Raw genomic sequence first — 15,927 nt, forward strand, 5'->3', positions numbered from 1 at the left:
GGCAGCCGCGTCACAGACTTTTGAGGGACGACATGACTTTGTTGGCAAAAACATTGCGGCTCACGCCGCGACTGCTCCTGGCCGCCACCATTTTCAGCGGCGTGACTGCCACCCTGGCCCGGGCAGATGACGAAATCGAGAAGAAGATCCGTGACGAAGTCGGCCGCCGCGTGACGGACGCCATTTCGAAGCGCATTGGTGACGACGTGACCTCCGACATGGATGGCATGCCCGACACCGGCTACACCAACAGCGTCTGGCTTACCCCCAGCTACGCCAACATCACCAGTGACAGCGACAGCCTCATCGAGAAGGCTGGCAGCAGCTTCAGCACCGATCTCTGGACGATCCCGTTCGGCATCGACCATCGGTTCGGCGACAGCTTCTTCGTTGGCATTTCCGGCGCCTATGCGAATGCAGCGACGGATATCGACGTCGATGGTAGCGACACAGACTCTGACTTCTACGCCGATACCTTTACGGTCTCGCCCTACGTCGCCTATCGCTTCGCCGATTACTTCTTTGCAACAGCACTCTTCTCCTACGCCTATACAGACGGCAAGGCGACGTCAGACGATGCGGAATCAGTCGATTCCGACAGCCAGACCTACTCGGGCGAACTGGCATTGAATGCCGCCGCTCCGGTTGGCGACTTCATCCTGAAGGGCAAGGCCGGTTGGCGTTATTCCTACACCGAACTACTCGACTTTGAAGCCGAAGGCGATGACGACAGCGATGCCCATACGGCGGTTGCATCATTCGAAGTCGGCTACAATCTCGACCCGTTCGTCCCCTATCTCGGCGTCCAGTACGAGCATAGCTGGCCGGAAAACGTCCCGGAAGTGGATGAAGGCGATCAGGACTTCCTCTATCTCTCGGGCGGCGTTCGCGGCCAGGTCAATAATTGGCTGTCGCTCGGCGCCGGCGTGCGCGCGGAAGTCGTCAACCAGGAAACCAACCAGATCGGCGGCCAGTTGGAGCTCAAAGCTCGCTTCTGATCCGACGATCGGCCTGGGATGGCATAGAATGGGGGTGTGTTCGCCACTGGCGGGCACACCCCTTCTCGTTTAAGCGGGACGGGACAGCAGATCAGGAGACGACGTTCATGTGCGCCTTCAAACCAAAGCTTACTTTGGGTGCCCTTGGATTAACCCTCGTGCTCAACTCAATTTCAGGGGCCGCGCAGGCGCAGGACGCCGTATTCGATGCCATCAGCAACAACCTGTTCGAAAATGTTCTCTACGCCCAGGCGCAGCTCAAGATTTCAACGCCGCTCCTGAAGCTGGACAGCGTCGTCACGGCAACAGGCGGCAACAACTTTGCCATCAAGGGCAGCGACGGCGCCTATCACCTGTGGAGCTTGCAGGCAGGGTCTCAGCAGGCCGTCATCAAAGCGAACGCCGGAACAGTCTCTGCACCCTCGGCCGGTGGAACAACCTTCTTCGTCGGACAGGCCGACGGTGCCGTGCAAATGATCGACACGCAGAGTGGTAAGCCCTTCGCCAGCTTGCCCGGCAAGGGATCGACGGTTGCGGCAATTGCCAGCGCACCTGATGACGCAACCCTCTATGTCGCCTATGCCAATGGGGAGATTACCGCCTGGCAACTCGATTCACGAAAGATATTGTGGCAGGCGCCCATCGCCGGCGCGGCTCCATCGCGCCTTGCTGTTGACCCCGACGGCAAGTCGCTGGCCGTTGCCAATTCCGACGGCGCTCTTCTGGCCCTTGACCCAACCAACGGCAAAGCACTTTCGGCACAAGTGTCGCTCGGCGCCGCTCCCGTGGCACTGCATGTGGGCAACAATGGTATCAGCGCCATTTCCACGGCTGGTAAACTGGTGCACGCTGGCAAAGGCAGCGACATCGGCGCCCTTAAGCTGGCCGATATCGGGCTAGCAGGCACAACGGCAGCGGTCATCCGATCTGATGATTCGCTGGCTGTCATCGACCTAGCGAGTGGTAAGCCGAAGCAGATAATCGCCAAGCTGGAAACGCCCGCTGCCGGCCTAGTCTATGACGAGGCGGCTGCCAAGGCTATCGTGATCGGCGCCGATGGTACGCTCAAAGTATACGATACCGTGACCAAGGACATGGTTCTCTCGATCTTCATCAGCAGCCAAGGCTGGGCCATGATCGACCGTCAGGGCCGTTTCGACGGCTCGACGAGCGGCCTGCGTGGCATTTCCTGGGCCGTCAAGAAATCGAACTTCCCAATCACTTCGCTCGGCCAGGCGTTCGCTGACCCCGGCATGCTGTCTGCTGTTCTCGACAAGGACAAGCGCGACCTGCGCAAAGTTCCGGGCAACCCGACCGAAAAATTCCCCCTGCCGCCCAAGGTCGAGATCGAACCTATTTCGACCGAACTCTCCGGCGATAAACCCTATCAGCTTTTGGTCGTTGCAACGGATCAAGGTGGCGGCATCAAGGATGTCCGTCTCTATCACAATGGCAAGATTGTTGATGTCGGTGCTGTCCTTGAGCAAAAGGACGCCAATGCGGACGGCAAGCATATTCGCGTAATCGGCTACAATCTGTGGCCGGTTCCTGGTCCCAATGTCTTTCAAGCGGTGGCGACCGGCGTCTATGACAATCCTGGCGATCAAGCAGAGTTGCGACAGACTTTCTCCGGCGAACCGCGCAAGGGTCGCCTCAATCTCGTCACTGTGGGCGTCTCCAGATACTCTCGCCTTCCGCAAGAGTACCAGTTGAAGGTCGCTGCCGACGATGCCGAGCGCGTCAAGGCGGTCGTGTCGAACTACTCGAAGTCGGTCTTCAGTGAGATTGCCGCGACAGATCTCACCGACGCCAAGGCAACTCGAGCCCAGATACTGGCTACCCTGGCCGGCCTGAAATCAGCCAAGCCGGAAGATTCCGTCATCCTTTTTCTATCTGGCCACGGCCTTACCGACGAGAATGACTGGTACTTCCTGCCGAGCGACGCCAGCGCCGACGATGCGGACAGCTGGATTTCTGCGACTGATTTGCGCGAAGCGCTTGAGAAGTCCGGCGCCCAACGGGTTTTTGTCATCATCGACGCCTGCTATTCCGGTGGCACGGTCGAGAATTTCTATGCGGTCAGTTCGTTCCAAAAGCGTTTTCTCGCCAACGGTCTCAGAAGCTCTGGCATTCAGGTTCTGACTGCAACCCGGCGCGATCAGTTGGCGCCAGAAAGCGCGGAACTCGGCGCCGGCTTCCTCACATATCTGGTCGATCAGGCCTTAAAGGGCAAAGGCGATGTCGACCCACGTGATGGTTGGGTTTCCTCGCAGGAAGTTGCCAAATTTACCTATGCTTCGCTCCCGGACCTGTTTCTGGCGCAGCGTGAAAAGAACCCCAAAGCATTCCGTGTGGCCTATGGAGCAGATGTTCAGCAGCCTGACATCTATACGATCGGCGCCGATCTGCTGATCGCGAAAACGCAGCCATAGCGGGGCAAACGATGACAGCGAGCCAGCCGATCCATATCACCTTCCTAAATGGCGCCGATGTGGCGGCACTGGCCCTGACAGATGATGAGATCCTGGTCGCGGTGGAAGATGCTCTCCGCGCTCAAGGCAATCGCCAGACTGTTATCGAACCGCGCGTCCACTTGATTCCCGAGGATTCGGCCAAAGGGCATTTCAATGTTCTGCGCGGTGTCGTGAAGCCCTTGGGCCTGGCCGGCGTCAAAGTCGTCGGAGATTTCGTCCACAATTTCGAGCGCGGCCTCCCATCGGAGATGGCAGTGCTCAATCTCTTTGACCCAGAGACAGGCATGCCGCGTGCGATCCTGGATGCGACCGCTATCACGGATATGCGAACCGGAGCCATTACGGCCATCGGCGCCAAACATCTGGCGCGCAGGAACGCCAAGATCCTCGGCCATGTCGGCGCCCGCGGTACGGCCTATTGGAATGTGCGCCTGCTCGATCACCTATTCGATTTCGATGAGATCCGCATTCACTCTCGCCGGAAAGAAAGCCGGGATGCTTTCGCTTCTCGGCTGGAGGCTGACCTCGGCAAGAAGGTCCATGTTACCGAAGATTGGGAATCCTGTGTCCGCGGTTCGGATATCGTTGTTGAAGCGTCTCGCCTTCCCGCACCACAACCGCTTCTCAAGACCGAGTGGATCAAGAAAGGAGCCCTTGTCGTCCCCTACGGCACGATGAGCGCAGTCGAACTATCTCTTACCGACATCATGAACAAGATGGTGGTCGACGATTGGGGCCAGTGCCGCAAAGGTCTGCCATTTGGCGCCTTGCGCCAGCATGTCGACAGCGACCGGCTGAATGAACAGAACCTGCACGCTGAACTTGGCCAGATCGTAGCAGGGCTAAAGCCAGGGCGGCAGAGCGATGCCGAAACCAACCTTTTCTGGCACCGCGGCCTCAGCCTCAGCGATATCGCGCTCGGTCACGCTCTGCTTGCCAAGGCGGCTAAGGCGGGTATCGGTCAGTCTCTACGCTTTATCTGACGAAAGGTCAGCATTCCGGCAGATTGACCGCAAGTCCGCCGAGGCTTGTCTCCTTGAATTTCGAGCTCATTTCCTCGCCGGTCTGTCGCATCGCTTCGATGCAATTGTCGAGCGGCATGAAGTGAGAACCATCACCACGCAGTGCCAAGGACGCAGCAGCAACAGCCTTGATGGCACCGATACCGTTGCGCTCGATACACGGCACCTGCACCAAGCCCCCGACCGGATCGCAGGTCATGCCCAGATGATGTTCCAGCGCAATCTCGGCCGCATTTTCCACCTGTCGGGGCGAACCGCCCAGCACCGCACAAAGGCCAGCCGCCGCCATCGCGGACGCCGAGCCGACTTCACCTTGGCAACCGGCTTCGGCGCCTGAGATTGAGGCATTGTGCTTGATAAGGCCGCCGATGGCCGCTGCCGTCAGCAGGAATTCAGGCACACGTGCAACACTCGCTCCGATGCAATGATCCAGATAGTAGCGGATAACGGCTGGCACCACGCCTGCAGCCCCGTTGGTCGGCGCGGTCACCACCTTGCCACCGGCGGCATTTTCTTCATTGACGGCCATTGCATAGACGCTGAGCCAATCGGACGAGACATGGGGCTGCGCCATATTGCTGCCCTTCTCCCTTTCCAACTGAGCGCGGATCGACTGTGCCCGGCGTTTGACATGCAATCCGCCCGGCAATTCGCCCTGTCGCGATAGGCCGCGCTCGATGCAGCCATTCATCGTCTGCCAAATCTGGTCCAGGCCGTCGTCAAGTTCGGCCTTGGACATGGTCTTCAGCTCATTCTCGCGCTTCATATCGGCGATAGATCTGCCGCTTGCCGCCGCCATCTCGAGCATCGTCTCAGCGCAATCAAAGGGAAACGGCCTTTCGACGCGCATGCCGCTATTGTCAGGCTCCTTGGGTTTCCCAAGCTCCCCCTCGGTTACCACGAAGCCGCCGCCGATCGAATAGTAAGTCTCCCGCAATACCGGGCGACCGTCGGCATCGAACGCTTCAAAGATGAGGCCGTTTGAGTGCCCGGGCAAGGGTGGGCCATAGTTGAAGATGATGTCGTTCGCAGGATCGAAGGTCAGCGCCGGCAATCCGATCGGATGAACCACTTTTTCATCAGCCAAGACCGCGAGCTTTTCATCAGCCTCCCCCGGCACGATCCCGGCTGGTGTATAGCCGATTAGACCCAGCGCCACGGCGCGGTCGGTCGCGTGCCCCTTGCCGGTAAAGGCAAGCGACCCATAAAGCGTCACGCGTACGTTGGACGGTCTGCCACCCTGCGCCCGCAGCTGATCCAAGAACCGCACTGCCGCCGTCATCGGTCCCATTGTGTGCGAGGAAGACGGCCCGATACCGAGCTTGAAAATATCGAAGACACTCAAAAACATGCGATGATCTCAGGAACGCTGCTGTAGCCGGCTGCACCGGATTCGCGTTCATGCTACCCCAACATGGCCTTGGCGTCATAATGTCGCCAGCGACGAACTCGCGTCATTTACCGACGCCATGAATTCGCTGCAGCGCAGCAAATTTCTGGCTTGTCAGTCCTCCCGGAAGGTCCGGGCCAGCTGGTCCGTAAGCGGCTTCATGAAATAGCTGAGGACCGAACGCTCACCAGTCTGCACATAGACCTCCGCCGGCATACCCGGCACAAGCTTGGTCCGCAGTTCCTCAGGCAGGGCGTCGCGCTCAAACTGCAGCCGCGCAAGATAATAGCTGACACCCGTTTTCGGATCGACGGTCGCATCGGCCGACAGGCTGTAGACCCTACCCGTCAATTCCGGCGTGGTCTTCTGGCTGAAGGCACTGAAGCGAACAAAGGCTTCCCGGCCGATCGACACTTGGTCGATATGCTGTGGGTCGATCTTCGCCTCGACGATGAGCCTGTCTTCCTCCGGGACGATCAGCATCATCGTCTCACCTGGATTGACGACACCGCCAATCGTGTGGACCGTCATTTCTTGCACAAAGCCGGCGCGTGGCGCCAGAACGTCGATGTGGCGCAGTTCGTCTTCTGCGGCCACATGCCGCTCGGCAAGCTCCGAGAGCTTGGCCGAAACGTCACGCAATTCCGTCAGGGTTTCGGCCAGCAGATCCGCATCGATCTGCGTCATCTGCATTTCGATTTCGCTGATCTTGTTCTTCGATTGCGCCAGCTGGGCCGCCAGTTCCCCACCTTCACCATTGAGCTGCTCGGCGTCCCGCTCCAGTGCCATGACGCGCGTCACTGGTACCAGCTTCTTGGCGGCAAGCTCTCTCACCCCGACAAGCTCCTGGTTGATCAGCGCCAATTGTGCCTCGCGCGATTGTGCCTGGGCGGTCACGCCCTTCATTTCCTGCCGGATCTGTGCCACCTGTTCCTTGAGCTGCTTCTGCTTCTGGTTTCTCAGATCCCGTTGAGCGGCCAGTAGATTTTTCTCTGCGTTCAACGCGCTTTGGAATTTCTCCGCCTCTCCCGGCACGACCAAGTTCGAAGCCGGCACGATTTCTTCAGCATTGTCCCGAATGGCTTCCAGTCGCAGCCGGCGCGCTGTCAATTCGATCAACTGGTTGCGAATGACCTCCAAATTGGCCCTGGGCAACGTATCGTCCATGCGGACAAGCACCTCCCCAGCGCCGACGCGCTGCCCCTCACGCACAAGAAGCTCGGCGACGACGCCACCTTCTCGATGCTGGACCTTCTTGGTATTCGATTCGACGACAACTTGACCCGCCGCGACGACAGCACCGGCGATATCGCTGGCCGCGGCCCAGCCGCCAACCACCCCAAAGAACAGCACAATCATGAAGGCGCCGACGACAATATGTCGCCGAATGCCCCACGGATCCTTGTCCATCATTCCGCAGCCTGCACGACTTTGGGTTTCTGCTGCACCAGAACCTGACGCAGCACCTCATCTTTTGGACCGAAGGCCTGCGCGCGACCATCCGCCAACGCCAGAATCAAGCCGACCTCAGCCAGGGCACTTGGCCGATGCGCAATCACAATGACGATACCACCACGATCGCGAACGGAAGCGATGGCCCGGCCAAGCGCCTCGTCGCCAATGACGTCCAAGTTGGAATTCGGTTCATCCATGACGACAAGGAATGGGTCACGGAACAAGGCACGTGCCAGGGCGATACGCTGCCGCTGACCGGCCGACAGCCGTTGTCCGCCCTCGCCGACCTGGGTGTCAAAGCCCTGGGGCAAGCGCCGAACCAGATCGTCGACGCCGGCAAGCTGCGCCGCCCGCAATATCTCGTCCGAACTGGCCGTAGGATCAAAACGAGCGATATTCTGGGCCACCGTACCGGCCATCAGTTCGATCTGCTGCGGCAGATAGCCAAGAAAACGGCCCGCCTGGACGCGCGTCCATTGATCTAGCGTGGCACCGTCGAGGCGCACCGTACCCCGAGCCGGCGTCCACATGCCGATCAATGCGCGCGCAAGGGTCGACTTACCTGATCCGCTTGGACCGATGATCCCCAGCGCATCACCCGCTTTCAACGCAAATCCGACATCGCGCAGGATCGGTTCCGCCAGTCCTTCAGCCGCAACCGTCAGCTTGTCGATCTCCAGCCGTTGGCTCGGCGTCGGCAGAAAGACCATGCTGGATGGGGTCGGCGCCTTCAGTTCGTCCTGCAGGCGCCGATAGCTTTGCCGTGCGCCGATAAAGCCCTTCCAATTGGAAATGGCCAACTCGACCGGCGCTAGGGCCCGCCCTAGCAGAATCGACGAGGCAATCATGACGCCACCAGTGGATTCGCCGCTGATGACCAAATAGGCCCCCAGCGCCAACACCAGGGATTGCAGCGACATGCGCGCAAACCGCGACAATGACGAGAAGAAGGATGTGATATCGCTGCTTGCCAATTGCTCCAGAGCCGCTTCCTGGGCCACTTTGCGCCAGCGGTCAAGCAGATGACCGGCCATGCCCAGCGGCAGGATCGACTCCGCATTCCGCCGTGACGCTTCGGCCAATATGGTCGCCTCTCCACTCTTTTGACTGGCACGGCGCTGATGATCGACGCTGAAGCGATCCGTGAAGAAAGTCAGGCTCGACAATGTGACGATGCCAGCCAGACCGATATAGCCAAGCCAAGGATGCAGGCCGAACAGTAGAAAGACATAGAGCGGCATCCACGGCAGATCGAACAAAGCCGAAGGGCCGCCACCGGCCAGAAAGCCACGCAACTGTTCTATGTCGCGAAATGGTGAATGCGGGGAAGTCTTTGCCCCGCCTGGAGCGCCTCGCTCGAGATAGGCGTCGAAGGCACAATCGGCAAGCTTCGCATCCACCGACCTCCCGATCCGGGTAAAGATGCGCGAACGCAGCATCTCCAAACCACCCAGGAAGGCATAGACCAGCACGATCATGACGACGAGCGCCGCCAGTGTCGGCACGCTTCGGCTGGCCAACACCCGGTCATAGACCTGCAGCATGAAAATGGAGCCACTCAACATCAAAATGTTGATGGCACCGCTGAAGCCCGCGGTCGCCAGAAAGGCGCCGCGGGCCGATGCGAGTGCCGCCGCGGCTGGTGACCGCGGCGGCTTCTGGTTTACGGTCATGACTTAGACAAAGCGGAAGTCGCTCTCATGCAGGTGATTGATGACCACGTCCTTGATGACGACCGAATTGTCATCATTGAGAGTGATCACCACATCGTCACCATCCTGTTCGGCTGCCGCCATGACAGCCGAGAAGTTGGCGAAGAGCGAATGGTCGAACTCGATCGCATCGGCGCTGCAGCTGCTGCTACGAAAATCCGTGATCGTGTCGTGGCCGAAATCGGCTTTGAAAACGAAGACATCCTTTCCAGCACCGCCGGTCAGATCGTCGTCACCAAGACCGCCATCGATACGGTCGGCTCCGGCATCGCCACGGATCGAGTCATCGCCGGAACCGCCATTGATGATATCGTTCCCAGCTTCACCGCGGATGTCGTCCGCGTCGGCACCACCATCCACCTTGTCATTGCCGGCACCGGCCCGGATTGTATCCTCGCCGTCCCCGCCATTGATTGTGTCGTTGCCGGCACCACCGCGCAATTCGTCCGCGCCACTGCCACCTTCGACATGGTCGTTGCCGGTGCTCGCGTCGATATAGTCGTCGCCACCGCCACCGATCAGTGTGTCATTGCCTTGACGGCCCAGCAACGTATCGTCGGCATCGCCGCCCTGCAGCAGGTTGGCGCCGCTCGTGCCCTTGAACTCAACGGCCACGTCCGGCGATCCATTCACCAGGTTTTCGACTTGGCTGACCGTCGATCCGTCGTAATTGCCGCCTTCGACATGACCATGAGCCAGATCGACCGCAACATCGTCGCCGCCTGATGTAACGATCAATGTGTCGGTCCCGGTGCCGCCGTTGAAGCTGGACTTCTGCACCGCATCGTCGCCGCCAAGCGTATCGTTGCCGGCGCCACCGCTGAGGCTGTTGTCACCTGTACCGCCGACCAATTTGTCGTCGCCGGCACCGCCAAGCATGCTGTCATTTCCGGCACCGCCATCGAGTTGATCATTGCCGTTGCCGCCGTCGATCTGGTCATTGCCCTGGCCACCCGACAGCTTGTTGGCTTCTTCATTGCCCGTCAGCTGGTCGTTCTGGTTGGTGCCGACCACATTCTCAAAGTGGATCGCCTGGAGGGCAGCCCCATTGAGGCTCGTGGCGCCGGTCGCCAGATTGACAACGGCGGGTCCAGTCGCCTTGGAAAGATCGAGCGTATCGCCCTCGGTCTCATTCCCCTCGCCAGCATCAACTTGCGCCGATCCGAAGACGTTGCCAATGACCACCCGGTCGTCGCCGCCCTTCAGGTCAGCCGTGACCGGCGTGTTGCTGGTCAGGTCGCTGAGATCCAAGGCGTTGGCACCGTTCGAACCCTGGACGTCGACCTTCGTGACGCCGGTAAGCGAGCCATTGAGATCGGCCTTCTCGCCGTCCGCCAGTTCGACCTTCAATGTCTCGATGCCACCGGTCTTCACCAGGGCGTCGGAACCACCGGCTGCCAGTCCGATCGCGATGTCAAACCCGCCAGCCTTGCCATTGACTTCATAGTTCCGAGGTGTCCCGGTCTCATTGCGCAGCACGGTCAAGCCGTCATTGCCGGCACCGCCCGTGAACTTGTCGTCACCGCCAGGTACCTGATAGAAGAACTGGTCGTCACCAGCGCCACCGTCGACGGTATCGTCACCGGTGCCGCCGTCGAGCGTGTCGTTGCCGGCACCACCGGCAAGGACGTCGTCACCGGCGCCACCGATGAGGTGATCATCGCCCGCATTGCCCTCCAGATCGTCATCGCCTTCACCGCCATCGACGGTATCGTTGCCACTGCCGCCATAGAGGGTGTCGTCGCCCGCAGCACCGCCCAAATCGTCATTGCCGGCACCACCGTCGACCGTGTCGTCGCCGGCGCCGCCATCGAGATGGTCATTGCCATTGCCGCCGGTCAGATCATCATCGCCGCCATTGCCGAACACTTGATCGTCGCCATTGCCACCGGCAAGCACGTCATCGCCGGCGCCCCCCGTCAGGCTGTCATTGCCTGCACCGCCGGTAATGTCGTCATCTCCGCCATTGCCGGCCAGAACGTCGTCACCTGCCATGCCGTCGATGATATCGGCACCGTTTCCGCCCGCCAGATTGTCATTGTCCGGCGTACCGTCGATCACCTGATCTTCGTCAGTTGCCTCGTCGGCGAGCGAGACGACACTCACATCTTCAAAGGCCAGGCCCTGGTTACCCCAAGAATAGAGAGCAAAGCCGCCCTTGGTCAGGGAATGGTCGGCAATCTCATGACCGAAGATCTGCACGCCATCGAGATAGGCCTCGATGATGCCGCCCTTGATGTCGACACGCAGGTTGGTGAGTTCGCCCGGTGTATACTTGCCCGGAACGATCCCGAGGATTTCTTCGACCCCGTTGCGCATGCGGATCAACTGGAAGATGCTGCCGGCCCCGTTGCTGGGGTTGCGGTCGAGATCGCCTTCCGCATCAAGCTCCAGCTTGTAGTAGTTGTTGGCATCCACATAGTGGAAGAGAATGCCAAGTCCGTCATTGTCCGGCGTCACGAAGTTCGTTTCGACCGAGTAGTCCTCCCAGTCGCCGGCACCATCGCCATTGTAGAGCGCATAGGTGCCCTTGCGCAGGACATTGACGCCGTCACCCAAGGGGCTCCAGCCGCGATCCCACAGATCTGCTGCCGTCGCACCGGTCCACTCCAGTTCGCGGCTCTGCAGGTCGGAAAGCTGTTCCAGCTTGCCGCCCTCGAAGCGCCAGTCGGATTGCAGACCATTGGCGCCAAGGCCGCCGAATTCGCCTTCATCGACGATGGTCCAGTTGCCGGCCGAGGCCACGGTCGCAAAATCATCGTGGAACAGCACGTTACCCTTGGCTACGACATCGATTTTGACGGTATCGGTCGAAACCGTGCCGTCGCTGTCGGTTACCTCAAGCGTCAGCACATGGGCATCGGCACTGAGGGTCACTGTCGGGTTGGCTCCCGTCGCCAGGACATTGCCGTCGGCATCCTTCCAGACATACTGGCTGATCGGATCCTTGCCAAAGGTCGAACCGGCATCCAGGGTCACACTGACCGAACCGTCACCGTCCAGGTCGATGATACGCTGATCATCACCGGCATGGGCCTCCAACGTTACCTGGTTGACGGTGATATTGTCGAAAATCGTCGCCTTCTGCTCATCCGAGTAAATGCCAACCGTGCCCTTTGACAACGGGCTCGTCGCATCGGTGACGGGCCCATCGAACAGCGCCTTGTTATCAACGAAGACGGAGATTTCATTTCCGACGACAGCCACTTTCAAGGTCATGTCGGCGTTGAAGCGATAGCCGCCATTCTCGCTGGCAAGCACCGTTTCGACGCCGTTCTGAACCTTCACCAACTCGTGGGTATTGGTTTCGGCATTGAGCTCGAGACGATAATAGTTGTTGGCATCGGTGTAGTAGAAAACAACACCGACACCGTCATTGTCCGTCGACCGGATACCGGCTTCGAAGACATAGTCGTGCCAATTCTTCGCAGCGGCATCGCCCCAGACGAGAATGTTGCCGTCGGTGTCCGACTGATCGTAGAGGCTGCCTTCCGGCGCTGGCATGCCCGCTTCGGCGGCATCGCGTGAAAAGACAGTGCCCTTGACGATAAAGTTGCCCGTTGCCCCGCCTTCGCCCACCGTGAGCGAGGCTGCACCAAAGGTCGGCGCCAGCGTTTCGTTATTGAAATCGAACTGCACCGAGGCTGGCGTCGGCGCCGAGGCCAGGATGCCACCAGCTTTGGCCGTGCCCAGAGTCGCGATTTCGGCGTCGCTGAACAGCTTGTCGGTGACGAGTACGCTATTCACATAGATATCGCTGGTTTCACCGTCTTCGTCAGTGAAAAGCAGCAGACCGGTGCCGGCATCGAGGCTGAAGCGGGCAGCGTCGACCGTCTGCGTGCCGATCTTCACGCCCTCGATATACTTGCTCATCGTCAGCGTGCCGTCGCCATTATCGCTGAACGTCACGGCAACACGCTGCCACACGCCATAGGTAAAGCCGGCCGGGTAAGTACCGCTGATGCCGATACCGCCCTGACCGCCGCCAATATCTTTGACGAAGAAATCGCCATCGTCATTGTTGTTGGTGTTGAGCTGGAACAGCGACGTATAGCCGTTGTGGGTGGTAGGGATGAGAATATCGAAGACCAGCGAATATTCCGGCACCTTATAACCGGCCGGGAGACCCAGGTTCGGATTTACGACCAGTTTCTGGCTGGGTGGCAGTGCGTTGATCAGCGCCACCGTGTCGTTGCCACCCGGAACAGCCGGAATGCCAAGCGCCGCCGGCGTATCGATGGTCAGGACGTCGCTGCCATCCTGCGTGGGCTTCACCCAGCCGTCGGCATTTCCATCGTTGAAATTCTCGACCAGCAGCGTCTTTTCGCCTTCGACGACGGTGAGGAACTTGTCGGTCGTGACGTAACCTTCCGAATCGGTCACGCGGAGGGTCAGATGATGCTGACCAAGATCCAGTTCGACTTGCGGCGTTGCGCCCGTCGCGATGACATTACCATCCTCATCGAGCCACTCGTAGCTGACGATATCGTGCTTCGGATCGAGCGTCTGCGAGGCATCAAGAGACACCAGCGCCTTATCTGAACCGTTCGGCGCATGGACGAAGAGATCATCGCCAGCGCGCGCCTGCGCGAGAACCAAGGGCGTGCCGAGGTCGACATTCTCGAACACTTCCTGATGTCCGCGATAGTAACCCGTGAGGCCGTCGCGATCGAGCTCGGGCTTCACACGATAGCCGTCGAGGTAGTCGTCGAATTCGGTGAAATAGGTTTCGGTCGTGACTCGGTTGTTGTCCGGATCGATCGTCACGAGGCGAATGGCGCCATTTCCGCCGCGATTGCCCAGCGACTCATCACCATTGCCGGTGATCTCACGTGACACGCCGTTCTGGTAGTTCACCAGCATCTGGAAGGTCGGGGTGCCGTACTGAGATTCAACCACATCGGTCTCGGCACCGTCGCCGAAAATATGGCCGGAGAAAGTGAAGGTGATGTTCGGATACTTTGACAGCAATTCGCGATAGACGGTTTCGCCATCGTTCGCGCCTTGCGGGTCGCTGCCCATGCCGTAGTCGTAACCGGCGCCCTCGTCATAGAGCGGTGCGCCGAGCGGATCGTGCTGGCCGGCATAGGATGTCAGTGAGTGGGAGGCCAGAATGACACGGTGGTCAAGATGCTGATCCAGAATGTCGCTGGCCCAGCGCAGAACGTCGTCGCGCGGGCCGAACTCCAGCGACAGGACGAGCCATTTGGTACCGTCGGGCGCGGTAAACGTGTGATAGTTGTTGGCGCTGCGATCCAGTTCCTGATCATAGACGCCACCGAACGTGTCGCTGACCGCTGCTTGTTCTTCGGGCGAAAAGCGATCGTCGAGATAATAGGTGGAATGGTCGGCAGCCGAACCGCCAGCCGCCTGGTCATGGTTACCAGGAAGAAGCGAGTACGGAATGACACCGTCGAGGATACGGAGCGCCGGTTCGGCGACGTTCCACTGGTATTCCAGGTTGTTGTCGGTGATATCGCCGACATGGACGAGAAATTGGATATTGTGGCTTTCCTTGTTGTCGACCAGCCACTGCGTCATGTCGGAGAAGATGTAGTTGAGCTCCGGGTGCGACGTGTAGTTCTGCGTGTCCGGGAACACAGCGATCGTATAGGCATTCTCGCCCGCCACGCGGACGCGGAAATCGTCATAGGCCGTGTGGCCGAGCCCATCGTTGGCAATGACACGAATATCAGAGTGGCCAAGCGCACCCGGCTCGATCGTCAAAATGCCGTTCTCGTCAATGCTGGCTCCGGTCACCACGTCGCCGTTCGAGTTCTGCAGCGTGTAGGTAAAGCCGGTACCACCGAAGGCCGTGTTAAGGTCGATCGTCTGGGCTTCACCACCGGGGTGAAGCATCATGTCGAGGATCGGCTGGGTACGTTGCGGAACGGTGGTGGGCAGCACGGAGGAATCGGGCATGTCGTGAATGTCCTTCTTCTGGCGTCTTTAAGTGACTGAGTGAATTGAGTGTGCGAAATGGGCGAGCAAACTCGCGCCGCGAATCCGGCTTTTTCAGCACGTTGAATCGGGTACGACCTCGCTCTGCCAAGGACGATAAAATTGATTCCTAATACTGTGTGTTAATGTTTCGTTAGCCAAATATGACTCGTCGACGTCACCACAAACCTCGATCAGGTAGCGGTGTACGCAGCGCGGCTAGAGCGAAACGAGGGTGGCCTCTGCGCGTCTATTGCAGACGCCAATTCTGCAGCGGCGCGCGATACCATTGGCGCAAAAGCGAATGTCTGTTGCCATAGTCTTCGAGCGCGATGAACTGCCCAACAGCTCCCTCCTTGGTCCGCAACGGCCAGATGCCGTATGGATATTCCAAGGTCTTATCAAAGACAGTCGCAACGCGATTGATGCCATAGACCGGCGCCGCCGTATCGAAGGAACGGCGATAGCGCGCGGGCCAGTCCTCCTCATCGCCCGGCGCGATAAGTTCGTCGAGATAACGGCCGACGAAGTTGAAGCCGGACGTGTCGGCGACCTCGGTTCCAATCAAACGATATTTCACGCGGAAAGGCGCCACCACCTCTGAAAGGACGAGATAGGGAAGCAGCCGCCGGAATTGCGCCGGATCGAAAGCATCGCGCGCAGGCGGCGCACCGGGAGAGCCAGCCTGGTGCCACCAACTGTCGAGCTCGCGGATTCGTTGTGATGATATCTGATCAAGACTGGGCACGGCTGGCATCATGACTGATCGCTGGTTCTGATCGCATCAGGATAGTCAGGGGACGATCAATCCCTTTGATATACGTCAACACGGGCGGGGAAAGCCGCCAAACAGCCTCTATTCTTCTTATACACGCGTAAAATCAGCTAGTTAGCCGATACCGTTATTGACAGTTGGCCGATCACCCTTCAGCGTGC

8 protein-coding genes are annotated in these 15,927 nt (G+C 59.4%); 3 read left to right on the top strand and 5 right to left on the bottom strand.

The window, feature by feature from the left end; all coding sequences use genetic code 11:
• The first annotated feature begins 32 nt into the window (after positions 1 to 32).
• The 3 genes from ACE3PP_RS11775 to ACE3PP_RS11785 are packed head-to-tail and all read left to right on the top strand — an operon-like array spanning position 33 to position 4,455.
• Positions 33 to 998, top strand: a complete 966-nt coding sequence (locus ACE3PP_RS11775; protein ID WP_374382334.1) for an autotransporter outer membrane beta-barrel domain-containing protein — start codon at positions 33 to 35, stop codon at positions 996 to 998.
• Positions 905 to 3,430, top strand: coding sequence for a PQQ-binding-like beta-propeller repeat protein (locus ACE3PP_RS11780; RefSeq protein ID WP_374382336.1), 2,526 nt, complete (start codon positions 905 to 907; stop codon positions 3,428 to 3,430). The genes ACE3PP_RS11775 and ACE3PP_RS11780 overlap by 94 nt, the downstream gene beginning before the upstream one ends.
• 11 nt (positions 3,431 to 3,441) lie before the next feature.
• Complete coding sequence (locus ACE3PP_RS11785) at positions 3,442 to 4,455, top strand: ornithine cyclodeaminase family protein (protein WP_374382339.1); 1,014 nt, start codon at positions 3,442 to 3,444, stop codon at positions 4,453 to 4,455.
• 7 nt (positions 4,456 to 4,462) lie between these two features.
• Here ACE3PP_RS11785 and ACE3PP_RS11790 read toward each other — a convergent pair whose 3' ends face one another.
• The 5 genes from ACE3PP_RS11790 to ACE3PP_RS11810 all read right to left on the bottom strand — a co-directional run bounded on the left by ACE3PP_RS11790 (position 4,463) and on the right by ACE3PP_RS11810 (position 15,739).
• On the bottom strand, positions 4,463 to 5,845 hold the full coding sequence (locus ACE3PP_RS11790; RefSeq protein ID WP_374382342.1) for an L-serine ammonia-lyase: 1,383 nt from the start codon (positions 5,843 to 5,845) through the stop codon (positions 4,463 to 4,465).
• 153 nt (positions 5,846 to 5,998) lie between these two features.
• Positions 5,999 to 7,297 carry an HlyD family type I secretion periplasmic adaptor subunit gene (locus ACE3PP_RS11795; protein WP_374382345.1) on the bottom strand — a complete coding sequence of 433 codons (1,299 nt, stop codon included), beginning with the start codon at positions 7,295 to 7,297 and terminating at the stop codon, positions 5,999 to 6,001.
• Positions 7,294 to 9,012, bottom strand: coding sequence for a type I secretion system permease/ATPase (locus tag ACE3PP_RS11800; protein ID WP_374382348.1), 1,719 nt, complete (start codon positions 9,010 to 9,012; stop codon positions 7,294 to 7,296). The genes ACE3PP_RS11795 and ACE3PP_RS11800 overlap by 4 nt, the downstream gene beginning before the upstream one ends.
• Positions 9,013 to 9,015: 3 nt before the next feature.
• A complete protein-coding gene (locus ACE3PP_RS11805; protein WP_374382351.1) occupies positions 9,016 to 14,973 on the bottom strand; it encodes a hypothetical protein in 5,958 nt (1,985 codons plus the stop codon).
• A gap of 268 nt (positions 14,974 to 15,241) precedes the next feature.
• Positions 15,242 to 15,739, bottom strand: coding sequence for a PAS domain-containing protein (locus ACE3PP_RS11810; RefSeq protein ID WP_374382354.1), 498 nt, complete (start codon positions 15,737 to 15,739; stop codon positions 15,242 to 15,244).
• Positions 15,740 to 15,927 lie beyond the last annotated feature (188 nt).

The sequence above is a fragment of the Dongia sp. genome (genome assembly GCF_041910485.1).
Taxonomy (GTDB): domain Bacteria; phylum Pseudomonadota; class Alphaproteobacteria; order Dongiales; family Dongiaceae; genus Dongia.